We start from the raw sequence: 23,753 nt of genomic DNA on the forward strand, positions 1-23,753 counted from the left end.
TAGGCGAAATTATAGCTGATATTGATTAAAAAATGCCAAAATGATGCCAAAAAACTAAATAAAAGAGTAGCTCTTGTTGAGAAATCAACAGGAGCTTTTTTAGTATTCTTATATTAGAAATATAATTTAACAAATTGCGATTTTGTCACTTTCGTGGCGCTTGAAATTGGTATTGTATTTAGGATGCGAAACTGAATATTTCTTTTGCATATCAGTTAATTTTTTTGACATTTTAGTAGTATCATCAAATATTCTTCAACAAAATATATAATCACCTCTAAGATACAAAAAAAGCTAATAATAGTCCTACATTATGTTATAATATATTGTTAGCTAATAGTTAGGTTTTTATATTATAATGTTTAGCAATGAGATCGGATGAATTGTATATGATTTCTAATAGGCTATCATTATTTTAAATAGTATCGTCTCTTAAAAGTGATAACCTCTTAAGAGTATTTTATTTTTAAGGAGAATTTTTATTGAAAAATAGCAAATATGTAGATCAACAATCAAAGATTGCTTGGGGTGCTTGTATTTTTATGCTTGTATTTTTAGAAGGGTTTATGCTTTGGGGTATCATTACACAAACGACTGAGACTTATTTAATAATATGTACATTGTTTATTTCAGTTATGTTAATCATGTTTGTTAAAGAATTTCGCTGGACTCTGAGTCATCATGTTGTTGAAATTTGTTTTGATCGCCGAATTATTATAATTTCTAATCCTAAATTATGGGGGCCAGAAACAGAAATGATTGCTTTTGATGATATTAAAGATATTGATTTGCTAGAATATAGAGCTTCTACAAACCCCAATAGATTGATTGATTCTAAATTAAGATTCCTTAGAGTAAAAACTAAGAGACCCCGTAAAAGTATTTTTAATAGTCAATTAGGTAATCATTATTCTTTAACTGTAAACTTATTTTACATAAAAAAAGATAGTCAAAAAGAACTCCAAATGGTAATTAATCGAGTGAAAAAAGAAGCCAGAAAAAGATAGCAATTAAAAATATGAGAACATTGCATAAAATTTTATTGGATGAGTTTGAAAAAACTTATTTTTTAAAGATTTTCACACAAAATAAACTAAGATATAGAATATTTAATTCGACGCAATTTTGCTATTATGTCAAAACTTGGCATAAAATTAGTTAGGATTTTTTATTCTAAAATAAATGAAGAAGCTAAATAGAAAATGTATAGCTAAAAAGAACTCCTTTTTGAAACTATTAATTCAAAAGGGAGTTCTTTTAGTATGAGAAAATCTCAAATTTAAACTAGAAATTAATTTTATTTTTTTAATGCATTCCGTTCATCTTCAGTTACTTGAATAAAGTCGTTGCGAAATTGACGTGAAAGTTTAGCCAAATCTTTTTTTGCTTTTTCAATTAGCTCAAGATCTTCATCTGATTTAATGATGTTATTCTCTAATGCTATAATTGCTTTAACTTTGTCAACGTAGTCTTTTAAATGGGAATATAAGAAACTATCCATTTTTAATAACATTCGAGGTGAGGCTACTAGTTCATTAAAAATAGCATGAATAATTGCCAGATCTGTATCATATGAATCAATTTGAGAATCCATTATACTTTTAACAGATTGAAGATAACGATAATCTTTATAGTACTTTCTCATTTTAGACTTGAAAAATGCTAAGTCACTGGCAGGGAGTTTAGATTCCCGAAGCTTTTTATCATTAAAGTAAAGCTTGTCATCTGAAAGACTATTACTGATTTCAGGATATTTTTGTAAAGCGTAAAGTAGTCTAATACGATTAAGTCCCATTAAGATTAAACCAACAATTAATACTAAGAAGAGCATTATTAAATCAAGTACTAGATAGTCATCCCCTAGATTTGAGTCTAAAGACCCTTTGAAAGCAATCAATGAGCTAACGATTGTCAGTGTTGGTGCGACTATAAAGTATGATTTGAAAATACTAAAGAAGAATAAACTTCCTAAAAGAGCTGTCGTATAAATTTGGTAAATGCTTCCGTTTCCTCCGTTAAGAAAAGAAAAGATCATTAATACCAGAGCAATACTTAATCGGACTGGTCGAAAATTATCAATTATTTGACGCATTTGTTTTGTTCTCCTTATTATAGTCTTTTAGTGAGTCTTTATCGTTCATTGTAATTCCATTCGAACTCTTCACTTTATGGATAGCAATTGTTTGCTGTTTATGATCATATTCAGAATGAAGTTGAAGTTCAATATCATCATATGGATATACGACCACACAAATGTTAAATTTATATGTTTTATTTGGCTTTGCAGTAATATAGGTATTGTCGTCATAAGTAGGTTTAAATGGTGAACGTTTCATCCGTTTTTCTGATAATATATTGCTTGCGTTCATTGCTTTAACATGGTTATCATAGACTTTTGCAAAATCGTTATAAAGACTTGGTGACATGTCAGGGTCTAAATCATCAGTATTAATTTGACATTTAATTAAAAGGAAACGTGCTTGATGATTTGGTGGAATTGGGTCTTTAAGATATTGATAACCAAGGACCGTATATTTAATGCTATTTTCATCAGTAATAGTTTTATTGACTGGATGAAATGCATAAAAATTATTTTTACTATGTTTACTTATTTGATCTGGACTACTAGCAGAACTAATGGGTCCAACAGTTTCTGTAAAAAATAACATTGTGATTAATGCTGAAAAAATAAAGAGTATTTTTTTCATTATTTAAGAACCTCCAATTTTTGAGGGTTGAAGTTTAAAACGTATGATGGCACACTTTCTTCTTTTGAATCAGGAGTTTTGTTTAAGTAAAAGTCATTATAGATAAAATAATTTGTTTTTCTTAAACTTTGAAGTTCAAAAACAACATTATATGTTAATTTTTTATCTTCGGCTGATGATGGATCGCCATATCCAGAATCACTGTTTAATTGATTAATTACAGGAGTTGATTTACCATCAATTAAGATTGAACTTGAATCTAATGGATTCTCTGCGTAGTCTTGACCATCATTAAAAATATTTTTATCAGTAGTAATATAAAGGTCCCCATTTTCGAATGAAATAAAATTATCTTTGGCGGTTAATGAGATATTGAAAATCACAACTGGTTTTCCTTGTGATGATCTAGCACGATAACCTTTATTAATAGTGAAATTAAATTTTGAAGTCGAATATTCATGATTAAAACGTAGCTTTTCTTTTTTTACATATTTTGAATTTATTGAACTAGTCATATTTTTACTAAAATTATGTTTATTACAACCAACTGTAAAAATTAAACCAAGGAAAAAAAGGATAAAGCAAGTTGCTTCTCGGACAAAGAGCATTTCTTTATTATTTTTTTGGAATTTGATTTTCTTATCAGTGCCTACTAAGCGATTAAAATGTGAAGAAAATTTATCAAATTGATTTTTATTGATCGAAGTAATTCTAAATTGTTCTTTCCCTAAAGAATATAAGCGGAGTTGGGATCTTTTGTTATAATAAAACGCTTTTTCATAATTGAAAGTGACAATTCCGCTATTATAAGATGCATTGATAAATGAAAACGGAACATATATCATTCGACGTTTCCATTTTGAGTTGATCCAAATTCCTTGTTCATTACTATCAATTGCAAATGCTATATTATTTTGTTTAGAGTTTTTATAGGAAATACCTAATTCCCAAATAATAAAGAAAATCATGATCATCGCAATTGCGATAATACATCTACGATACCAACTTTGAGAGAAATCTAATTTTCCTAGATTGATAGTCACTAACAATGATGCAAGTCCCATAATAAAAATGAAAATAGAAACTCCAAGAGCAACGTCTATTATATCGTTTTCTTTATAATTGACGACATTTTGATATTTTCTTTTCATGTGCTTATTTTTTCTCCTTTGAGTCTATTGGAATCAAGGTAGTTTTTAGATGTTTTTCCATTTGAGCTAATTGGCTTTCAATAACTTGCCGTTCCTTAGTACCCTCAGTTTGAATTTGCATGACTTCTTGAATTGTTGAAATTAAATTATCTTGAGTTTCCTTAAGTGTTTCGACATCAACAAATCCTCGTTGTGATGCTTTGGCCACATCGATGGCTGATTCATGCAACATTTCACTATTTTTTTTCAATAACTCATTTGTAGTGTTAACAACTGCATCTTGAGCCTTAATAGCATCTTTTTGACTTAATAATGAAATTGAGATTGCTACTTGATTCTTCCATAATGGGATGGCAGTTGTGATTGATGACTGAATTTTTTCGCTTAAAATAGAGTTATTATTTTGAATTAAGCGAATTTGAGGCGCTTGTTGAATCGTGATTTCACGTGTAAGCATCAAATCAGATAAACGATGGTTTAACCGATCTGCTTGAGCTTGTATATCTTGAAACTTTTGTGTATCCATTTGATCAGCATTACCATTGTTAATGCTTGCTTGAAGATCAATAATTTCTTTATTTAATTCTTCTTGACGAATTTGACCTCCAACGATTAACGTGTTTAATTGCTGAAAATATTTTTGGTTAGCAATATACATCTCATCAAGAATATCGTTGTTTTTAAGCAAGTTATTTTCTTGGTTTTCAAGTTTAGTTGCAATTTTCTCAATTTGAACACTGATTTCTTGATATTTTGCAGTCATTTCAAATACAGAGTCTTTAATTTTTTTGAATAAACGGAAAATTTTAGGTCTGTTATCATCAGCAAGTTTTTTAGGATCAGCACTATTTAAACTAGTAACTAAGCTTTGAAGCGTATCGCCGATTTCACCAACTTCTTTGCTTTTGACATTTCCAATAATTTGGTCAGTGAATTGCGACATTTCGGCTTGGACTTCTTTGCCATAATCAGTAATGGTATTTTGGCGTGAGTCTCGGAGTGTAATAGCATAGTTTTGAGCCTGAACAAGTTGTTCAGATGTTAATTTTGATTTGATTTGGAGTAAGTCTTCATTCTTGACTGCAATTTCATTTGGCAAACTTTTGCCATCTGTAACTGTTAGTGTTTCTTTTGCTTTTTCCATGGTGAGTCTCCCTTAATGATGTTAATTGAAAATTACTAGGGAAATTATAACTTAAATTCAGCATAAATTTCAATTTCAGATAAGAAGTTAAAAAAATAATTCAATTCTTTTAAAACCATTAATAGAAAGATATTTATTCTAAAATAAAATGTATTATAATATCAATAAATGTTTAAACGTATAATATTGAATAATTTAATATTTCGATCGTTATTTAATTAAAATATAGTATATGGAGTGTTGACTATAAATGAAAAAAAGATAAGATTGAACCAAAACAATCAATTTTTATATGAATGATGATTCTTTTATTATGTTTAGGATTTGTATTGATTGGTTTGTCGTTTGATATGGGTTAACTAGTAAATTTGATTTGCTTAATCTTCTTTGGTTTGGGTGGAATTATCCTTTTTAAAGTATCAGTTCAAATCGGAGCACATGAAAAGGAGCGAGTCGTTACTTAATTAGTTATGATAAAGAAAATATGCAAATTTATAAAAATATTAATGATAATAATATTATTGATATTTTTATTTGTAACATTTTGGGGTGAAAAACGTATTTATAACTATAATCATAAATATTCTATAAATGAACGATTAGAGTATCTATCAGATTACTGTGAATATGGATTTCCTAAAAATAACCTCAAAATTTTGAGAGAGAGTAATATGAAAGTAAAAGATTTTGAAAGCTTTCCAGAACCTGATGGATATACTTTATGTTTTTCAACAAAAAATTATAATTTTGAATTGGAGTTAAATGAAGGACCTTATTTGTATGGAACTATTCATGATAAAAAAAGTAAACAAGTTATTGCATATGGGACTGGTAGATATTACTATACAGATCAATATGGTGAGGCAAAGAATTTGGTTGATAAAGAAACAACATATCAAATTAACGAAGAATTAGGTTCAAAGTTAGACGAGATAGGGCATAAAATGAATTTACAAATTTATAATCTATTTTAAAGTATTAGTTCAAAGTAAAGTGCACGAAAAAGAATCGAGTTATTATTCAATCAGTTATGATAAAGAAAATATATAAATTTATAAAAACAACAATTATAGTTATTTTATGTCTAATATTATTAGGGATTGCAATAGAATTATTTTTAGGTGGGAAACGATTATATGATTATAATCATACCTATTCGTTGGACGAAAAGATTACTTATTTATCTGATCCTTGGTATTTTTCATATGGTTTTCCTCAAAAAAATATTACTGTTTTAAGAAATAATAATGTAAAAGTTGAATATATAGATGAAGGTTTCTTAAAGGCAAAGCAGAGTACAATGTTTTTATCAACTAAGCATTTTGATTTTAGAATATCAGATGGTGGCTATTGGAATGCATACGATAAAAAAATAAAAAAAACTATTATATTTATTGATGGAAGTAGTTATTATTGTGATAAATCATATAATTTAACTAATAGAGTTGATAAAAAAACGGTAAAATTGATGAAAAAAGAATTAAATAATAAAATGAATGAAATTGGACATAAGTTAAATTACCAAATCTATAACCCATTTTAAAAAATCAAAAAGCTACAATCTTGATTTTAAGATTGTAGCTTTTTGATTTACCGCATCATTTGAAGTAACTTCTGATCATCATTGTGATCAATACAGCTTTCAATTAAATTAATGAAGTCAAGTTGCTTAGCAGTTAATAGTTTGATATTTAAATTTTTTAGGCAGTCATTAAGATTGCGTTTTAAATAAAAAAGTCGTTTTTGAGAACTTAAAAACTGATTGTCTTTAGTTGGCATGTACACATTGCGAGTAGTGTTTTCTAATGTATTAAACCAATCTTCATTAATGAGACTGGAAGTATAGGAACAATGCCACTGACTTAAAAGGTCTGATAGGGCATTAGTTTCTTTTTCACGAATCATTAAACGCTTCTCATCAAAGTGATTAACTAAAGAACCAGGACGTTGTAAGTAATAATAGTAAGCATGTGGACTAAATAAAATTTGTTGGCAGTTCACAAATACTTGGTAGTTAAAAATAGTATCTAAACCAACTGTTAAATCCTGAAAACGAAGATTATCGATAACATGCTTAGCATAAATTTTATTCACATTGTAGTACATCATTTTTTGATGATACATTTGTGGAAATGCATTGATGATGGCCATCGGTGAATGTACAGACGAAAAGTCATAGTTAGTATTATTAATTTTTTGATTAGTATAGTTGAAGTACAAATTACTAATAATCAAATCAGGATGTGTTTCAATTAAAGGAAGCAAGTGAGCATATGCATCTGAACTAATATAGTCATCACTATCACAAAATGTAATATAATCGCCTTGAGCTTCACTAAGTGCTTGATTTAATGAGTAAGCCAATCCATGATGCTTATTTTGAAATAGTTTAAAACGGTGGTCATTTTTGATCATTGATTGTGCAATTTTGACTGAATCATCAACAGAACCATCATCAATTAGCAAACATTCAAAATTGGTAAATGTTTGTACTTGAATTGAACGAAGGCATTTTTCCAAATAAGACGCAGTATTATAAATTGGAACAATAATTGAAAGTAACATGTAAGCCACCTCCTTAATTAAAATATATGACATTATTATATAAAATTTGTCGAATTTAGACTAAAAAAATAACCTCATAGTTAACTATGAGGTTTAATTTTTAGTTATTATGTTGAACGATTTTTTTACGTAATAAAACAGCTTCACGTAGTAGAATCATGAAAATAACGGTAACAACACACCCTAAAATATTATTGAAGATTCGCAAGATTACACTTGTATTTGCACCATAAAGGGAGGTAGCCATCATTAATGCTCCTAAACAGTTAAATACAGTTGACCATCTGTATGTTGCAGAAAATCCAACGAACAATCCACCAATTGGTCCAATAAAGAAATCAAATTTTGGTGGAACGATATGATAGATGGCACCAAACAAAAGTGAGCCAATTACGATCCCTAAAATTCTTTCTAAAACACGTTTATTAATATTTTCATGCCGAACATTGCGATTTTCAGGTTCATAGATTGATAAAATCGACAATGCCGAAATTCCTAGCCAAAAATAACGTGGCAATTTAAAGAATTGACCAATGAACAAAGCGGTGCTAATGCCAAACGCTAACCGTAATTGCCACTGAGAAACTTTATTTTTAAGAGAGAAATGCTTTAACACATCTCTAAACTTAACATCTTTGTTTTTGTCATGATGATACTTGTAGAAAATAAGACTACATAAAATAAATCCTAAAGCAGTTTCAATAAAACGTAAGTGAACCTCAGTCATGTTTTGAGGCGGAAGAAATGTTGAAAACAAGTAAGTATCCACATATACAGCCACATTTCCTAAGCGTGGATTGTCACACGTAACGACAAGAATAAACATTAAGAACGCAAAGTTTATAATGAATCCCAAAAACGGATTAACCTGTGGCGCAAGTAAACTATCAAAAGCTACAATGACACTAATAATAAAAAGATTCGCAATACTTGAAAAAACATTGTAACCATAATTAACAAACCGAGATTGTAATAATAAACAAAAGAATCCTACTGCTACACTTGAGTTTCCTTTACCAAACAATAAAGTAGCTCCAATTACAAATGCTAAAGCAAAACAAACAATTAAAAAACTCCGGAAAAAAAGAACAAAGCGCAAGTAATTTCGACGTTTATAGTTTTTTTCTTGCAAAATTTTTTGTTTCAATTGAATAGGTCCAAGCTGTAGTAGTTGATAAAAACTCATAATAAATATCACCTTTACTTAATTTGATCATTGAGAATGGTAACACTAAATCGAAAATTTTTTAAGCATTATATTACATATTTTTTGTAAAAAAATGATACAATTTTTTATGTAATCGCAAACAATGGGAGTGATCAATATGTGTACAGGCATAAAATTTGATGGTAATAAAGGTAATATGTTTTTTGGACGTAACTTAGATTATGGGATTAACTTCGGTGAACGTCCAATTATTGCACCTGCAGGGTATGAAATTAATTATCGGCATTTGCCAAAACAAAAATTTACAAGATCAATTGTTGGAATGGGCTTAAATGTTGGTAATTATCCATTATTTTTTGAAGGTAATACAACTGAACTATGTATGGCGGGATTAATGTTTCCAAATAATGCTTATTATGAACCTGAAATTGTGGAAGGAAAGTACAATATAACTTCGTTTGAATTTATTCCATGGGTACTGGAAAACTATACCTCAGTTGATGAGGTTAAAGATGTAATTGCAAATAAAGTAAATATTGTTAGTGACGCCTTTAGTCCAAAATTACAACCGTCACCACTACATTGGATGATTTCAGATAAAGAAAAAACAATTGTTGTAGAACAAACTAAAGATGGAATTCATGTTTATGATAATGATATCAATACATTAACAAACAATCCGGAATTTCCATGGCATTTACAAAACTTAAACAATTACATTGGATTGACTCCAAATGATCGTTCAAAAACTAAGTGGGGAAATCATAAAGTTCGTCCTCAAGGTGTTGGAACGGGAGCATTTGGGTTACCAGGGGATAGCACACCTCAGTCACGTTTCATTAAGGCTGCATACTTAAATGCTACTTATCCAACAACTGATACAGAACTTAAGGGAGTTTCAAGAATGTTTAACATTCTCAAGAGTGTCTCAATGCCACTTGGAAGTGTTGTTAATGATGAAGGGCAAAAAGAATACACAATGTATAGTGCTTGCTATTCTCAAGAAACTCAAACTTACTATTATAACTGGTTTGATGATGTGAATATCCATAAAGTCCAAGTTACAAGCGAAAATGGTTCTGGCGATAAGATTGTTGAATGTTAAATAGTTTTCAGTTATTGATAAGGTTGCGTTTTAAAACGTAACCTTATTTTTTTGCATAAATTCAGTAAAATGTCCTAAAAAATATTTACAACTTACATAGTTAACTTTATAATATAATTCAAGTTAACTAAAATCATGCATGAACCTATTCCAATTAAGAAGGGATGAATTAAAGGCATTTAACTTATTAATTATAGGAAGTAAAAGAATGCAGAGAAATTAGGAGTTTATTTACAGAGGGAAGTAAAAAATGATTATAATATTGCCAATAACATAAAATATGAATGAATCTGAACTGAAATATCAATCAGTTCAGATTTTTTATTAATATAAAATGAATTTACGAAGTTAATTTTCATTATTTAACGTATATTTAGGGGTTAATTTACCTTATAGTTCATGATATACTAAAAGAGTAATTATTGGATAGAAAGAGGATGGTTATTATGCTTAAGAAGAGAAATATTGTTGCCTTAGCAGGAGTAGTTTTTCATTTAATGATCGGTTCTGTATATGCATGGAGTGTCTTTACGAATCCGATTATTAGTCAAACTAACTGGAGTGAAACGGCCGTTTCATTTGCGTTTAGTTTAGCAATCTTTTTCTTAGGAATGTCAGCAGCATTTATGGGAAAGGCAGTTGAAAAGTTTGGTCCAACTGCCACTGGTACTTTTGCAAGTGTATTTTTTGGTGCCGGAATTGCTATGACGGGATTGGCAATTCATTTTCATTCAATTTTATTACTTTATCTTGGATATGGTGTGATTGGTGGAATTGGTTTAGGAGCAGGTTATGTTACTCCAGTTTCTACTATTGTTAAATGGTTTCCTGATAGACGTGGATTAGCAGCGGGCTTAGCAATTATGGGATTTGGCTTTGCTTCATTATTAGTTAGTCCAGTAGCACGCTTTTTAATGAGTACAGTTGGATTAGAGAAAACATTTTACATTCTAGGATTGACATACTTTATTGTAATGTTAATTTCAGCACAATTTATTAAAAAACCAAAAGAAAATGAAATTCCTCAAGTGTTAGATAAGAAGACAACGGTTCATTCAACTTATTTAAACAAACAATATACTGCTGACCAAGCTTTAAAAACACGTTCATTTAAACTTTTATGGTTAATGTTTTTCATCAACATTACTTGTGGGATTGGGTTAGTTTCTGCAGCTTCTCCAATGGCCCAATCAATGACTGATATGACTGTTGCACAAGCGACTTTAATGGTAGGAATAATCGGGCTATTTAATGGTTTTGGTCGCCTTATATGGGCAACTTTGTCTGATTACATTGGTAGACCTAATACATTTTCAACAATTTTTATTACAAGTATTTTGATGTTGGCACTAATGTTAGTCTTTAAATTACCAATCATTTTTACGGTGGCATTATGCTTATTGCTTTCATGCTATGGTGCGGGCTTTTCAGTGATTCCAGCTTATTTAGGAGATGTTTTTGGAACTAAGGAATTAGGTGCAATTCATGGATATTCATTAACAGCATGGGCAATGGCCGGATTAGTAGGACCAATCTTATTATCAGTTACTCATCAAATTTTAAATACTTATTCAGTAACTATTTTTGCTTTTATCGTGATTGATATTATTGCAATGTTTATTTCCTACTATATTCGTAAAGATTTTGTTCAAAGTGTGAGTGAAACAAGCACTAAATAAAAATTTTACATGAAGTTAACAACAACTTAGTTATAAATTTATATTCCAACATTACCATTACATATATGGAGGGATGGTAATGTTACAAAAAGATCAAAAGAAGCTATTTTTTATTGCAACATGTATTTGTGTAGTAATTTTAACAATTGCATACTATGCTGATCTGACAATTAGTCAACGGTTAATTAATTATAATAGTTGGTATGGAACACTTTTTCAGACATTTGGAGAATTTCCGCTATACATGTTATTTGTAGTTTCAGGACAAGTAGCGATGAAATATGCCTTTTGTATTGATAATAAATTATTTACATGGAGTTTATTTGGAGGCGGTCTGGGACTTGTTGCTTGGCAAACTAAGGAATATGTAAATGAAGTATTAGGTTACATTGCATCGATTTGTAATAATATTGCACATCATAAAGCAATCGGATTGGCTAATAGTGATGAAGCAACTCGTAATTTTTCACAAGGAACGATTTGGATTGTGTGGGCAGTTACTGTTGTGATAATTACAGGTTTAGCGCAATGGTGGCTAAACAATAAAAGTGATGCACAGTTAAAAAAGTATATGCGAATTTCAGTATTTGTGACCTTAACAGCATGGTTTGCACTTCAAGTTAATCAAGCTTTAAAAACTACGTGGGGAAGAGTACGTCCATATGAACTTTCCGCAAAAGAGCATTTTACTAATTGGTTAACAATCAATGGTGATAATGGGCATAAGTCATTTCCTTCAGGGCATACTATGGCAGCGACAGTTGGAATTATGTTTTCATGGTTTGCAACAGGAAACAAAAGAAAAATATTATGGATTGGTGGAATCATTTACGGAATTTTAATGGGAATTAGTCGTATAATTATTGGAGCTCACTTTACTTCAGATGTTACTTTCAGCTTTTTTATTACAGCATTAATTATTTATATTATGGAAGAATTGTTAACTGAATTTGAAAAATGTGAATAAACCAATCAATAAAATTAGATAAATTTTGCGTTAATAGTTGAAAGTTTCTCATGAAACATTCATAAATCGCCGTTGTTTTTCATTTTTTGGCTAAAACTCTCCGGTATTATTTTAGACAGTGATTTTTTCACATATGGGCAAGGAGAGATCGAATTGAGGAAAAACAAATTACGGCTTATTTTTACAGTACTTTTGGTGATTGGAGGATGGATTGCGTTTCAAGGTCGAACGGAAGCTTCTAGTAGTAAAACACTAAAAAATAAGAAGTGGAATATTGAAAATTTAGTCAAAGCCGATGGAATTGTACAAAAACTTAATTATGATGAATTGAATCTCAAAAATATTTCAAATATTTACAACACAGAGGTTCAATCTAAAATTGAACAACAATTAACGGATTTAAAAAGTAAACAAGCATATTCTTTAGAAAATCCATTGGTGGTTTCAAATCCATATTTAACTAATACAACTGGATTATACGTTTACTTTAAAACTAATGAAGATGTAAAAGTTTCATATACAATTAAAGCAAAGGGATATGCTACTTATTCAAATACATTGTATAACCCTAATGGAACTTATGCTAAAGAGCATGAATATCAAATTATTGGTGCGGTTGGCGGTGTGAAGAATACCATTACTTTAACCGCAACTACTAAAGATGGAAAGAAAACAACCAAAACATTTACATATACTGCACCGAAGTTACAATCAACGGTTTCAAACACTTATAAAGTGAAGAATGGAAAATCAAAACAAAAAATGACCAGTGGATTATTTGCAGTGATTGGTAATCAGGCATCAACAACTGTGCGCTCAACGTACTATGTTGATAATAATGGAGTTGTCCGTGGTGAAATTCCATTAATCAGCTATAACTCTGAGCGTTTTATTATGACTGATGATAAGCAAATGTATTTCGTGGCTGGTGCCGGAGAAATTGCTAAGATGAATCGTTTAGGTAAAATAACCCAGGTTATTAATGTAGAAGAACAAGGCTATACGCTCCATCATGATTATACAACCGATAGTGATGGTAATATTTGGGCATTAGCAACAAGCATTAACCGTGAAAAGAAGAAAAATTATGTAGAAGATCAAATCATTAAGATTGATTCTAAGACTGGTAAGATTACTAAAGTAATTCAAATGCAAAAACTTTTACCAGCATTGTATAAGAGAGCAACCGGCATCGAAAAGCATAGTAACAACAAAGGTAAAAAAGATGTTGTGCACCTAAATGCAATTCAAATGATGAATGACAATACTATTCTAGTTAGTTCACGTGAAACGTCAACGATCATGAAGATTTCAAAAATTAATTCATCACCAAAACTTTCATATTTTATTGGAGATAAAAGTGTTTGGAAAGGAGTTGGTGATTTCTCTAAACTATTATTGAAGAAATTAGGTAACTTTACGAGTCAAAGCGGTCAACACAGTATTATATATCAAACAAGTAGCAAGTTGAAAAAAGGGCAATACTACATTTACATGTTTAATAACAACGCTAAAATTATGGATTCACGGAAAAACTTTGATTGGTCTGCATTTGAAAAAATAGATCGTAATGGAATTAATGTTAATTCAAAAGTTTCAATGTACTATAAGTATCTTGTAGATGAAAGGAAAGGAACTTATAAGTTAATAAAATCATTTAAGGTTCCATATTCACCATATGTAAGTGATGTGCAAGAATATCAAGGACATATCATTGTAGCATCTGGACAAAAGAACTACTTTGGTGAATATACTAACGATGGTAATTTAATTCGCTCATTTGAATATCATGGTAAGAGCTACTTAACTTATCGGACATTTAAATATTCATTTAATCAATTTTACTTTGAATAATAAAAAGGCTGCAATTTGCAGCCTTTTTTAGTGCATTAAGTATTTATGAACTCCAGTACCTACACCATTTAAATCATTGGAGTCAGTAATTTTTTGAGCATATTGCTTAATTTCGGTGGATGCATTGGTCATCGCAATTGGCAATCCAACTGATTGAAACATAGGAATGTCATTACGTCCATCGCCAAAAGCAGCAGTTTCATTTTTAGATAATTTTTCAAGATCCATAATATATTGAATTCCACTTGATTTTTTTGCTTGATTGCTGGTAATTTCAAGCCAATATTCACCTGAACGTTGAATCATTACATTTTTTCCAAAATGTTGTTGTAAAGTATCAGTTACTTGTTGAAGTAACTTTTCTTCAAAAATAAGCATCATTAATTTAAAGATTTTTCGTGAAGGCGTGCAAAGTTCCTCTAAATTAGTAATGTTAGGTTCAAATCCAGTTAGTTGAGTTTCAAGTTGCGTACCGCGATCAATTTTAGCGGCATACCAATATTTTTCATCATAGACACATAAAGTGATTTGAGGAAATTCATTTTCAATTAATTGGATAATTTTTAATGCAATTGCTGAATCGATGGTTTTTTCTTTAATGATTTTATAGTGATCATTATCTTTTTGAAAAATTAGTCCACCATTAAATCCAATTTGAGGTTGCGTTAGCGCTAATTTATTAATTGCTTCTTCCATTTCAAAAAGAGCACGCGCTGATACTAAAGTAAAGGGAATATGGGCATTTTAATTCATAACTAACCTCACTAAAAATAATTTCATACCTATTTTATCGGAGGTTTTAATATGAGTAAATTTAAAGTACACGTATTGCATACTGGATTTGTAAAAGCTGATAAGGCATTGCCATATTATGGAACTCCATGAAATCCATTAGCCTTTACAGGACTATTTAGATCAGAAAAAATAAAATTTTATTGCCAGTTTCAGCATACTTAATTGAACATCCTAAAGGATTAATTTTAGTTGATACGGGTTGGAATAAAGTGATTCGTGAAAGCAATTGGAAAGAATTAAGATTTCAAAGTATAGCTGATACCGGATATTTACCAGCAGGAGATGAAATTGATGAACAATTAGAACGTCTAAGATATAAGACAACTGATTTAGATTATGTTTTAATGAGCGATCATGCTAGTGGTTTTCAATTAGTAAAGAATGCTAAAAAATTATGGTTTCGAAGAAAGAATTAATCCAAGCTAATAAACAAAAGATGATTTATTTGGTGATGGAAGCATAATTAATGTATTTGCACCTGGACATTCAGTTGGAATGGTAATTACCTTAGTTAAGGGAAGTGATGGAAAATATGTGATTTTAGCAGCTGATGCAGGTTATGGAAAACGTGCACGAGAACAAATGATCATTTCCCAAATCTGTGTTAGTAAAAAAGATGCAATTATGTCTTTAGGATGGGTTCGTAAAATGGCTTCAAGTTCTGATTGTATTGAATGTTTAGCAAATCATGACATTGATGTGACTTCGCATACAATTGAATTAAACTATTAAAATAGAGGTTGGATAAATCCAACCTCTATTTGTTTATTTTTCTTTTTTAAGTGCAAAACTTAAAACTAGTCCTATAACGGCCATGATAAAAGAAAAAATAAATGCGGCCTGATAACCACGATTTAAAGAAAGAATATGGTTATGAGAAGAATTAGAAGTAACTAAAGTAACAATCATCATTAAAATCGCAGTTCCTAATGAGCCAAATACTTGTCTAAATGTAGAAGAAGCAGCATTTCCATGAATAGCTAAATCATCATGTAATGAATTTATTGCTGCAGTAAATGTTGGCATTAAGACAAAGGCAATCCCTAAGATTCTAATGGCATAAACTATAGTTATGAAAACTAAATTAGTTGTGGGAGTAAACCAGATCATTGGTAAAGTTCCAATTGATAAAATTGCATATCCAATGATTGACATTTTTTTAATTCCCCATTTATCATATAAATTTCCGGTAATTGGATTTAAGATTCCCATAAGAATTGCACCGGGCATCAATATTAGTCCAGAAACAAAAGCAGAAACTTGATGAACATCTTGCAAATAAAGTGGAATGACCAATTCAACTCCAAGTAAGGCAACGTTACTAATTCCGCTTAAAAGCGTGGTTAAAGTAAATGTTTTATTTGTAAAGACGGATAAGTTAATTAATGGATTTTTAACTTTAAATTGGCGTTGAGCAAAAATCCAAATAAAAATGCAACCAATAATAAGAAAAATAATTGATAGTATTGAAGGGTTACCAGTATTACTAATAAGCGACAAACTATATAGTAGCGAACCAAATCCAATTAATGAGTAAAAAAATGATAGACTATCAACTCGTTTTTTAGAAGTAGGATTAATATTATGAACGACAAAAAAAGCACTTAATAAAATCAAAACTGTAATTGGAATTAGAAGTAAGAAAAGACTACGCCAACCAGATGTATCGATGATATAACCTGATAGAGTTGGACCAATTGCAGGTGCAAATGCAATAATAATCCCAGTTATTCCTAAAATTAAACCACGTTTTTCTTTAGGAAATAAAATTAAAACGATATTTTGAACTAATGGTATAACTGCGCCAACGGAAATTGCCTGAATTAAGCGACCAAGTAATAGTAATGGAAAATTAGATGAAAAACATGCAAGAGCCGATCCTATTAAAAAGATAAATAATAACGTAATATAGGTTTTACGAATAGGGAAGCGATTGAACATCCATCCAGAAAGTGGAATCATCAATCCTGTTACCATATAGTACCCCGTACTTAGCCATTGGACATTTTCCTGTGAAACATGAAGCTCTGCCATAATTGCAGGTAATCCATTATTTAAAAAAGTTTCAGATAAAAGCATTAAAAATGAACCTAATAATAATGTCAAAAGCATCATATTGCGGTTAAAATTTGACAATTGATTATTTTTCATTGAGTATATCCTTCCTAATTATTCTTGTGGAAAATTAATAATTGCTTTCTTTAATAATTCATTGAATTGCTTTATTTCTTCTTCTGACAAAGAGTGAGTAATCATTTTTTCCGTTTGCAATAAGCTTTCATTCATTTTTACTTGATTATTAGTAATAAATTGTTTGCCTTTCTCATCTAAAGATAAAACAACTTGTCTTTTATCTTTAGAGTCACGCCGATTTTGAATATATCCTTTTTGAGTTAGGGATAGGATAATTCTTCTTAAAGTGGGATGACTGATAAAAAATACCTTTTCTAATTCTCGTTGTGTGATTTCGGGGTGAGAACTAATATAGTCTAGAATTGCAATTTGAGTTCCCGTCAATTCAGGAAAGTATTTTTTAGCAGTATTATTCAAATTTTTTTCAGTTAAATTATTAAGAATTTTGAGTTTAGGTCCAATTAAATGTGTTTTATCCATTAATAAATTCCTCCTTAACATAAATGTAGTATGCTACATTTATGTTAAGGAGGAATTTTGAAAATGTCAATAAAAAAAGACTATTCTAATTGGAATAGTCTGGTTACTTCGAATTTAATTTTAAAAGTTCAAGCAATAATTTAGCAGTTTTTTCTTGTCTTTTTTGAGGCAAGTTACTTAAAAAATTAAGTAACTGAATTGTTTCAACGGATGTTTGTGAATTTTTATAATAAACATCCATTTGTAATTGCAAGGCATTTAGAATTTTCAATAAAGTTGAAAGGTGGATGTCTTCGATTTTTCCAAGTTCAATACGCGAAATGGTGCTAAATGATGTTTCAGAATACTCAGCTAGCTGCTCAATACTATAGCCTAAAGATCTTCTTTGTTCACGTATAATTTTTCCAATTTCTTTAAGCATACAATAGATCTCCTGATAACTAAATTATTACATATTAATAATAAGTTGACAGGTAGTTATTTTTGAATAGCTTAAGTGAAATGATTGTTTAATAAAATATCATGAATGATATAAAAGAAGATAAAATTTCCAAGGATAACTTTTTAAAAGCTGGACTTATTGGTTAATAAAGTGTACTGTTAAATATAAGTGAGTGTAGGAAGAGCAATATTCTTTTAAGAAAGAGGTATATAAATGGAGCACATTAGGAAGAGCTTACGAAAATTTTTGACAATCGTTACTGTTTTAGTAATGACTATTGCTATTCCATTTTTCGGTCAAATTAATGTTATTAAAGCCAATAATATTACTCAATCAATGGTTACATCAATTACTCCTAGTAGTTTGGATGTAAGACCAGGGCAAAAAATTAGATATACTTTAAAATTTGGTAATCCAAATTTTATTATTCATGCATATGATACTATTTATCTTGAATTTCCAAATCCAACAGAAACAACAATGGGAATTCAAGGGATACCAGTGTCAAGTGCGTCAGTAATTGCTAAAGATTCAGAGGGATCAACACTAACGGTAGGATCTGCTGAAATTACAAAGTCAGATGTTACTATTACGTTTAATGAAAACATAGATGGAAAGGCCATTGAATCAGGAACTTTTATTTTTTACGGTATTGCTGTAGCAGCTACAGGTTCAGGAGGTATCAGTAGTAGTTCGACTAGTGATGGAATTTTAACGAATAGTTCATCTAGTTTGAGTGCAAGTGAACCAGTAGGGAATCAAGGAAGTTCATCAAATACAGATAAAGATGAATCAATAGTTATAAGTAGTTCATCTAAACCAAATTCAAATGAATCGTCAATATTAGATAGTTCATCTAGTTTGAGTGCAAGTGAACCAGTGGGGAATCATGGAAGTTCATCAAATACAGATAAAGATGAATCAATAGTTATAAGTAGTTCATCTAAACCAAATTCAAATGAATCGTCAATATTGGATAGTTCATCTGACTTAGAATTAAACTCAAATATGAGTTTAAATAAATCTATGGCTATCTCAGAAATAAATAATGCAAATGGTCAAAAAAGTTTAAATAAGACTAAAGAAAGTTTAATTATTTCCAATAACTCAAGTTTTATCCCAAGTATAGTACTAAGTAATTCTTCAAATAGTGAAAAGCAAACTAGTCGGACATCTAATGCTAAACAAAAGTCAAATAAACATAGTCAAAATTTGAAAAACAGTTCATCATTTAAAATTAAAGATGAACCATTGCCTAAAACAGGTAGTGATAGTCCAGTAAAAATGATGTTACTTACACTTGCTGGTTTGACAATGGCAGTTTTTTCAGGGACAATGCTTTATAAAGACAAAAAGAAATAGTAGATTTTAATAAAGTAAGGAGGCTTTGTAAAAGAGCCTCCTTGTTTTCTATACAAGGAGAACTTTATGAAAAAAATTATAATTGGGATAATTGCGAGTTTATTGATGTTTTCAAGTACAATGACGGTTTTAGCTGATACTAATTCACAAACCGTTCAACAAAATGATCAAGCTAAAAGCAGAAAGATTAGTCAGCGAAATGGAATTTTACTAGATATTGCCCGTTATCCAATGGATAAAGTGGCAATTAAGCAAGTAATTGATCAAATGAATCCACAAAAATTTAGTTACTTAATCTTACATTTAAATGATGATCAACATGTTGCTTTTCAATCTAAAATTTTAGGAAATCAAGATGATCCAAATGTATTATCAGCAAATGATATTAAGGAAATTGTTAGTTATGCAAAAGAGCGTCAAATTATGATTGTACCTGATTTTGATACTCCTGGTCATTGTGAGGCATTAATTAAATTAATGCAGAAAAATCACCCTAAAATTGCTAAAAAAATTATTAGTAATCAAAATACATTAGATTTTTCGAAAAAAGCGACTATTGATTTTGTTAAGAAAATATATCAGGAAGTTAATCAGGCATTTAAGGATCAATCTAATCGTTATTTGATGATTGGTGGAGATGAAGTTGCAGGTGGTATTGCTAATAATAAACAATTAGTAAGCTATTTTAATCAGTTGAATAAATTTGAAAATAAACAGGGATATAAAACGATTGTATGGAATGATAATTTAGAAAAGAAAAATAAATTAAATGATAATATTACAGTCGCATATTGGTCTCAATCTGGTAATAGTAGTAATCAAGAAGTTAATAAAAAACGAGTAAAACAACGTGCTACCGTAAATGAATTAAAGCAACATCCATTAATTAATGCCAATAGTGATTATAATTATTTCATGATGAATAATTTGAATAATCAAATGGAAGTGCAGCGCTTTATTCAAAATTTCTGGCAAAATAATCCTAAAAATTATAATGAATTGGATGGAAAAACTCTAAGTAATAATGGGAAGTCATATCAATCTAAAGTATCATCAACAGGACAACTTGTTGCTTTGTGGGAAGGGAATTCGCAAGTGATTTCTGCTCAACAAGTAATTGACTTTGTTAAAGCATTAAATCAAGCAGAATAACAAAAAAGACCGGCATAAAGCCAGTCTTTATAAGTAAAAAGAGCTTTTATACGCCCGGTAAGCATTTTTAAAGCCCTCAAGTCTTATAATAAATTGAAATAAATTGATAGTCAATGATATACATTTAAATATATTGATTAAAATTTTTAAAATTTAGTTTTAAAACGTTGATTTAATCATCTTTGACGAATCTTAATACACGAATTGCGTTGTATACAACAATTTTTTGTACAAACCGAAGTAGTAAACATTTATATTAAGAATTTTGATATTTAACTATTTTTTTTGATAAAAATGTTAAAATGAAAAACATAAATAAAAAAGTAAGAGGAAAAAGATGAAACATACACATGAAAAACATTCGCAGGAAAGATGGCTGCGTTATGGAATATATTTTGGATTGCCCATTATAGTAATGGTAGTTGTATTTGCATTACAACAAATGTTTCCGTTGGGGAAAAATACGTTATTAACATATGACTTAAACGAGCAATATATTGATTTTTTTGCATTTTATCGAGATACAATTTTGCATCATCCATCTCAATTCTTTTATTCATTTAATAATGGACTAGGTGGAGAAACGATTGGCTTATGGGCATATTATTTATTAAGTCCATTTAACTTAATTTTATTGATCACACCTGAAAAATGGATGCCTTTAGGTGTCTTAATTATGACTTTATTGAAGTATGGCTTTGCAGGTTTTGCGATTGGATATTATTTTGAACATGTTTATCAAGAAAAAACAATAAGAAAATGGTTACCCACAATTGCAGTGTCATATGCTTTAATGGGATGGGCCATTGCTAATCAGTTTAATATTATGTGGCTTGATGTATTGATAATTCTGCCATTTATTTTACATGGGATTGATAAACTGGTTAATGAAGAGAAAAGTTTATATTTCATTTTATTTTTAGCCCTATTACTATTTGTTAACTTTTATATGGGATACATGGTATGTATTTTTGCATGCTTGTATTTTATATGGACAGCTATTTGCAATTGGAATGGTTGGAAAAATTTTGGCAAGCGTTTTGTTAGATTTGCAATTAGTGGAATTTTAAGTGCTACTACAGTGGCATTCTTACTTTGTCCAACATATTATGATATTAAGCAAAGTAAGGGACAATTTATGATGGAAAGTTTGCCACTTAAAATGGAATATACCCCATGGCACTTTTTAAGTAAATTTATTGTAGGAGCTTTGAATGATAATCAAATTCAAAATGGATTACCTAATTTATTTATTGGATCGTTAGTAATTATTGGTTTCGTTCTATATTTCACTGCTAAAAAAATTAGTTTACGTGAAAAAATTACTTCTGCAATAATTACATTTTTCTTGGTACTTTCGATTTGTTGGGCTCCATTAAATTTATTTTGGCATATTTTTCAATATCCCGTCTTTTATCCATACCGCTTTAGTTTTGTAGTTGGTATTTGGATGACGATTTTAGGAGTGCGTGGGTTAGTTAAAATTCAAGTGCCTAAATGGTGGCAATTGGCAATTGCATTAGTAATTCCAGTGAGTTGTTGGAGTTTAGTTGCACTTAATTTGAATAAATTTAAGTTTTTATCAGCCAATAAGTTACTTTGGTCGGCAGTCTTTTTTGGAGTGATTTATTTATTGACAGCAATCATTCTTTTACAGGGAAGTATTAGAGTTAAAAATCTTTCAATTGGATTGATTGCTACCTTAGGATTAATTGGAATGGCGGTGGTTGAAATGGGCACCAATGCACAGTTGACTTTAAAGGCTTTTCAATGGACCACACAAAAATATTACGCTAAATTTGTTACTGACTTGGATAAAAATGTTAAGTGGATTCAAAAAAATACAGACAAAAACCAATTTTACCGTATTGGTAAAACATATCAACGCAGTGAAAATGATTCACTCCAAGCAGGATTTAATGGTGTTTCCAGCTTTAGTTCTACTCAAAGAGCATCCGTAACGCATTTTATGAGTATGATGGGTCAACCAACATTTACAGGAAAAGAAAATTACACTAAAGGAACACCATTAACTGATGCTTTACTTGATGTACGGTATTATTTATCTCCAGCTGATCAATTTAATAATTTGCTTGGAAGTAATGTTACTCCAGCATCCTCATACCGACCAGATATATCGTATTATTCAAAAATTAATGTTGGAAAAACGACAGTATATGATAATCCACTAGCAATGGGGCTGGGATTTGCAGCAAGCAGTCATGTTCTTTCAATGCCACAAATGAGTCCTACTCAAACAGTTGCTAATCAAGAAGCGGTAATGAATGCCATTACAAATGATCCGCAACAATACTTTAATGAAGTCGGTTATTCGATTGAAGCAGTTAACTGCAAACTTGAAGGTGGCGCAAATGGTAACTTAGTAACAATTGATGAGAATCAACCAGCAAGTTACAGTATTATTTTGCGTAATATTTCAGTTAACCCATATTATGTGCAAATGGATTCAAATATTTTTTGGAATGCTTCAATTACAGTGAATGATCATCCGCTTCCAGCAGTAGGAAATATTTCACAACCGGCCTTGGTAAATGTAGCTGCTAATGTTCCTGGTACTACAGTTACTATCAAGATTGTACCGAATAATGGACAAACAATTTCTTTAAATAGTATTAAAGTATATGAGCTTGATTTAAATAAACTTCAAAAGGCTGTTTATAAGGTTAAAGAAAACGAATTTAAGATTAGTCATCTTGGAAAGTTAAAAGTTAGTGGAACAATTAATATTTCTAAGGATAATGAAGTTTTAATGACAACAATTCCATATAATAAAGGATGGCATATTAAGGTTGATGGACAAAGCGTTGAACCCAAAGAAGCATTTGATACTTTTATTGCAGTACCTTTAAGCGAGGGACAACATAAAGTAACATTTTCATTTTGGCCACCTCTACTTAATCTTGGAATAATTATTTCGCTAATTTCGATTGGTATTTTAATTTTGGTTTATAAAAAAGAAAAAATTTAAGATTAACGCAAACAAATTACGTTGCTTTATTACGATTGATTTAAGATCAAAGCATTGTA

Annotated in this window: 22 protein-coding genes; 12 read left to right on the forward strand and 10 right to left on the reverse strand. The window is 29.9% G+C overall.

Going from position 1 to position 23,753, the window contains the following annotated elements; genetic code table 11:
* Positions 1 to 482 precede the first annotated feature (482 nt).
* Entirely contained in the window at positions 483 to 1,007 is a 525-nt protein-coding gene (locus tag ACWCL1_RS06025) for a hypothetical protein (protein ID WP_454546006.1), read from the forward strand.
* A 290-nt stretch (positions 1,008 to 1,297) separates the two neighbouring features.
* Here ACWCL1_RS06025 and ACWCL1_RS06030 read toward each other — a convergent pair whose 3' ends face one another.
* From ACWCL1_RS06030 to ACWCL1_RS06045, 4 genes are read right to left on the reverse strand one after another with little or no spacing between them, the layout of a single operon-like run.
* On the reverse strand, positions 1,298 to 2,092 hold the full coding sequence (locus ACWCL1_RS06030; protein WP_454546007.1) for a 5-bromo-4-chloroindolyl phosphate hydrolysis family protein: 795 nt from the start codon (positions 2,090 to 2,092) through the stop codon (positions 1,298 to 1,300).
* Entirely contained in the window at positions 2,076 to 2,708 is a 633-nt protein-coding gene (locus ACWCL1_RS06035; RefSeq protein WP_454546008.1) for a hypothetical protein, read from the reverse strand. The genes ACWCL1_RS06030 and ACWCL1_RS06035 overlap by 17 nt, the downstream gene beginning before the upstream one ends.
* Complete coding sequence (locus ACWCL1_RS06040; protein ID WP_454546009.1) at positions 2,708 to 3,859, reverse strand: hypothetical protein; 1,152 nt, start codon at positions 3,857 to 3,859, stop codon at positions 2,708 to 2,710. Before ACWCL1_RS06040 ends, ACWCL1_RS06035 begins: the two co-directional genes overlap by 1 nt.
* Before the next feature lie 4 nt (positions 3,860 to 3,863).
* Positions 3,864 to 5,003 carry a toxic anion resistance protein gene (locus ACWCL1_RS06045; RefSeq protein ID WP_454546010.1) on the reverse strand — a complete coding sequence of 380 codons (1,140 nt, stop codon included), beginning with the start codon at positions 5,001 to 5,003 and terminating at the stop codon, positions 3,864 to 3,866.
* Between the two features lie 671 nt (positions 5,004 to 5,674).
* Here ACWCL1_RS06045 and ACWCL1_RS06050 point away from each other — a divergent pair.
* Both ACWCL1_RS06050 and ACWCL1_RS06055 read left to right on the forward strand, forming a co-directional pair.
* Positions 5,675 to 5,977 carry a hypothetical protein gene (locus ACWCL1_RS06050; RefSeq protein ID WP_454546011.1) on the forward strand — a complete coding sequence of 101 codons (303 nt, stop codon included), beginning with the start codon at positions 5,675 to 5,677 and terminating at the stop codon, positions 5,975 to 5,977.
* A gap of 56 nt (positions 5,978 to 6,033) precedes the next feature.
* Positions 6,034 to 6,546 (forward strand): hypothetical protein, encoded by a 513-nt coding sequence (locus ACWCL1_RS06055; RefSeq protein WP_454546012.1) that lies wholly within the window; start codon positions 6,034 to 6,036, stop codon positions 6,544 to 6,546.
* A 47-nt stretch (positions 6,547 to 6,593) separates the two neighbouring features.
* On the opposite strand, the gene ACWCL1_RS06060 is transcribed toward ACWCL1_RS06055, so the two are convergent.
* Positions 6,594 to 7,568: a glycosyltransferase family 2 protein gene (locus ACWCL1_RS06060; protein ID WP_454546013.1), complete on the reverse strand. Its 975-nt coding sequence runs from the start codon at positions 7,566 to 7,568 to the stop codon at positions 6,594 to 6,596.
* Between the two features lie 100 nt (positions 7,569 to 7,668).
* Complete coding sequence (locus tag ACWCL1_RS06065) at positions 7,669 to 8,754, reverse strand: FUSC family protein (protein ID WP_454546014.1); 1,086 nt, start codon at positions 8,752 to 8,754, stop codon at positions 7,669 to 7,671.
* A 139-nt stretch (positions 8,755 to 8,893) separates the two neighbouring features.
* Between ACWCL1_RS06065 and bsh the strand changes: the two genes are divergently transcribed.
* The 4 genes from bsh to ACWCL1_RS06085 all read left to right on the forward strand — a co-directional run bounded on the left by bsh (position 8,894) and on the right by ACWCL1_RS06085 (position 14,341).
* A complete protein-coding gene (gene bsh, locus ACWCL1_RS06070) occupies positions 8,894 to 9,841 on the forward strand; it encodes a choloylglycine hydrolase (RefSeq protein ID WP_454546015.1) in 948 nt (315 codons plus the stop codon).
* Between the two features lie 446 nt (positions 9,842 to 10,287).
* Positions 10,288 to 11,520, forward strand: a complete 1,233-nt coding sequence (locus ACWCL1_RS06075) for an L-lactate MFS transporter (RefSeq protein ID WP_454546016.1) — start codon at positions 10,288 to 10,290, stop codon at positions 11,518 to 11,520.
* Between the two features lie 79 nt (positions 11,521 to 11,599).
* Positions 11,600 to 12,487: a phosphatase PAP2 family protein gene (locus ACWCL1_RS06080; RefSeq protein WP_454546017.1), complete on the forward strand. Its 888-nt coding sequence runs from the start codon at positions 11,600 to 11,602 to the stop codon at positions 12,485 to 12,487.
* A gap of 153 nt (positions 12,488 to 12,640) precedes the next feature.
* Positions 12,641 to 14,341, forward strand: a complete 1,701-nt coding sequence (locus ACWCL1_RS06085; RefSeq protein WP_454546018.1) for an aryl-sulfate sulfotransferase — start codon at positions 12,641 to 12,643, stop codon at positions 14,339 to 14,341.
* A gap of 27 nt (positions 14,342 to 14,368) precedes the next feature.
* Here ACWCL1_RS06085 and ACWCL1_RS06090 read toward each other — a convergent pair whose 3' ends face one another.
* Positions 14,369 to 15,076 carry an HAD family hydrolase gene (locus ACWCL1_RS06090; RefSeq protein WP_454546069.1) on the reverse strand — a complete coding sequence of 236 codons (708 nt, stop codon included), beginning with the start codon at positions 15,074 to 15,076 and terminating at the stop codon, positions 14,369 to 14,371.
* A gap of 200 nt (positions 15,077 to 15,276) precedes the next feature.
* Between ACWCL1_RS06090 and ACWCL1_RS06095 the strand changes: the two genes are divergently transcribed.
* Entirely contained in the window at positions 15,277 to 15,552 is a 276-nt protein-coding gene (locus tag ACWCL1_RS06095; protein ID WP_454546019.1) for a hypothetical protein, read from the forward strand.
* Between the two features lie 79 nt (positions 15,553 to 15,631).
* Complete coding sequence (locus ACWCL1_RS06100; RefSeq protein ID WP_454546020.1) at positions 15,632 to 15,868, forward strand: hypothetical protein; 237 nt, start codon at positions 15,632 to 15,634, stop codon at positions 15,866 to 15,868.
* Between the two features lie 33 nt (positions 15,869 to 15,901).
* On the opposite strand, the gene ACWCL1_RS06105 is transcribed toward ACWCL1_RS06100, so the two are convergent.
* The 3 genes from ACWCL1_RS06105 to ACWCL1_RS06115 form a co-directional block, all read right to left on the reverse strand.
* Positions 15,902 to 17,287, reverse strand: coding sequence for an MDR family MFS transporter (locus ACWCL1_RS06105; protein ID WP_454546021.1), 1,386 nt, complete (start codon positions 17,285 to 17,287; stop codon positions 15,902 to 15,904).
* A gap of 18 nt (positions 17,288 to 17,305) precedes the next feature.
* Positions 17,306 to 17,749 (reverse strand): MarR family winged helix-turn-helix transcriptional regulator, encoded by a 444-nt coding sequence (locus ACWCL1_RS06110; protein ID WP_454546022.1) that lies wholly within the window; start codon positions 17,747 to 17,749, stop codon positions 17,306 to 17,308.
* A gap of 103 nt (positions 17,750 to 17,852) precedes the next feature.
* Positions 17,853 to 18,170 carry a helix-turn-helix domain-containing protein gene (locus ACWCL1_RS06115; protein ID WP_454546023.1) on the reverse strand — a complete coding sequence of 106 codons (318 nt, stop codon included), beginning with the start codon at positions 18,168 to 18,170 and terminating at the stop codon, positions 17,853 to 17,855.
* A 234-nt stretch (positions 18,171 to 18,404) separates the two neighbouring features.
* Between ACWCL1_RS06115 and ACWCL1_RS06120 the strand changes: the two genes are divergently transcribed.
* From ACWCL1_RS06120 to ACWCL1_RS06130, 3 genes are all read left to right on the forward strand, one after another.
* Positions 18,405 to 19,553: a hypothetical protein gene (locus ACWCL1_RS06120; RefSeq protein WP_454546024.1), complete on the forward strand. Its 1,149-nt coding sequence runs from the start codon at positions 18,405 to 18,407 to the stop codon at positions 19,551 to 19,553.
* A 66-nt stretch (positions 19,554 to 19,619) separates the two neighbouring features.
* The gene (locus ACWCL1_RS06125; RefSeq protein WP_454546025.1) at positions 19,620 to 20,705 is read left to right on the forward strand and encodes a family 20 glycosylhydrolase; all 1,086 of its coding nucleotides are present in this window, start codon (positions 19,620 to 19,622) and stop codon (positions 20,703 to 20,705) included.
* 337 nt (positions 20,706 to 21,042) lie between these two features.
* Complete coding sequence (locus ACWCL1_RS06130) at positions 21,043 to 23,694, forward strand: YfhO family protein (RefSeq protein ID WP_454546026.1); 2,652 nt, start codon at positions 21,043 to 21,045, stop codon at positions 23,692 to 23,694.
* Positions 23,695 to 23,753: the final 59 nt, after the last annotated feature.

The organism is Ligilactobacillus sp. LYQ135, assembly GCF_053711055.1.

Excerpts from the sequence above, each read along its gene's own strand:
- ACWCL1_RS06055 (WP_454546012.1), top strand. The coding sequence starts at position 6,034 with ATGATAAAGAAAATATATAAATTTATAAAAACAACAATTATAGTTATT.
- ACWCL1_RS06115 (WP_454546023.1), bottom strand. The coding sequence starts at position 18,170 with ATGCTTAAAGAAATTGGAAAAATTATACGTGAACAAAGAAGATCTTTA.
- ACWCL1_RS06060 (WP_454546013.1), bottom strand. The coding sequence starts at position 7,568 with ATGTTACTTTCAATTATTGTTCCAATTTATAATACTGCGTCTTATTTG.
- ACWCL1_RS06050 (WP_454546011.1), top strand. The coding sequence starts at position 5,675 with ATGAAAGTAAAAGATTTTGAAAGCTTTCCAGAACCTGATGGATATACT.
- ACWCL1_RS06105 (WP_454546021.1), bottom strand. The coding sequence starts at position 17,287 with ATGAAAAATAATCAATTGTCAAATTTTAACCGCAATATGATGCTTTTG.
- ACWCL1_RS06065 (WP_454546014.1), bottom strand. The coding sequence starts at position 8,754 with ATGAGTTTTTATCAACTACTACAGCTTGGACCTATTCAATTGAAACAA.
- ACWCL1_RS06110 (WP_454546022.1), bottom strand. The coding sequence starts at position 17,749 with ATGGATAAAACACATTTAATTGGACCTAAACTCAAAATTCTTAATAAT.
- ACWCL1_RS06040 (WP_454546009.1), bottom strand. The coding sequence starts at position 3,859 with ATGAAAAGAAAATATCAAAATGTCGTCAATTATAAAGAAAACGATATA.
- ACWCL1_RS06120 (WP_454546024.1), top strand. The coding sequence starts at position 18,405 with ATGGAGCACATTAGGAAGAGCTTACGAAAATTTTTGACAATCGTTACT.
- bsh (WP_454546015.1), top strand. The coding sequence starts at position 8,894 with ATGTGTACAGGCATAAAATTTGATGGTAATAAAGGTAATATGTTTTTT.
- ACWCL1_RS06125 (WP_454546025.1), top strand. The coding sequence starts at position 19,620 with ATGAAAAAAATTATAATTGGGATAATTGCGAGTTTATTGATGTTTTCA.
- ACWCL1_RS06030 (WP_454546007.1), bottom strand. The coding sequence starts at position 2,092 with ATGCGTCAAATAATTGATAATTTTCGACCAGTCCGATTAAGTATTGCT.
- ACWCL1_RS06100 (WP_454546020.1), top strand. The coding sequence starts at position 15,632 with ATGGTAATTACCTTAGTTAAGGGAAGTGATGGAAAATATGTGATTTTA.
- ACWCL1_RS06075 (WP_454546016.1), top strand. The coding sequence starts at position 10,288 with ATGCTTAAGAAGAGAAATATTGTTGCCTTAGCAGGAGTAGTTTTTCAT.
- ACWCL1_RS06045 (WP_454546010.1), bottom strand. The coding sequence starts at position 5,003 with ATGGAAAAAGCAAAAGAAACACTAACAGTTACAGATGGCAAAAGTTTG.
- ACWCL1_RS06080 (WP_454546017.1), top strand. The coding sequence starts at position 11,600 with ATGTTACAAAAAGATCAAAAGAAGCTATTTTTTATTGCAACATGTATT.
- ACWCL1_RS06130 (WP_454546026.1), top strand. The coding sequence starts at position 21,043 with ATGAAACATACACATGAAAAACATTCGCAGGAAAGATGGCTGCGTTAT.
- ACWCL1_RS06035 (WP_454546008.1), bottom strand. The coding sequence starts at position 2,708 with ATGAAAAAAATACTCTTTATTTTTTCAGCATTAATCACAATGTTATTT.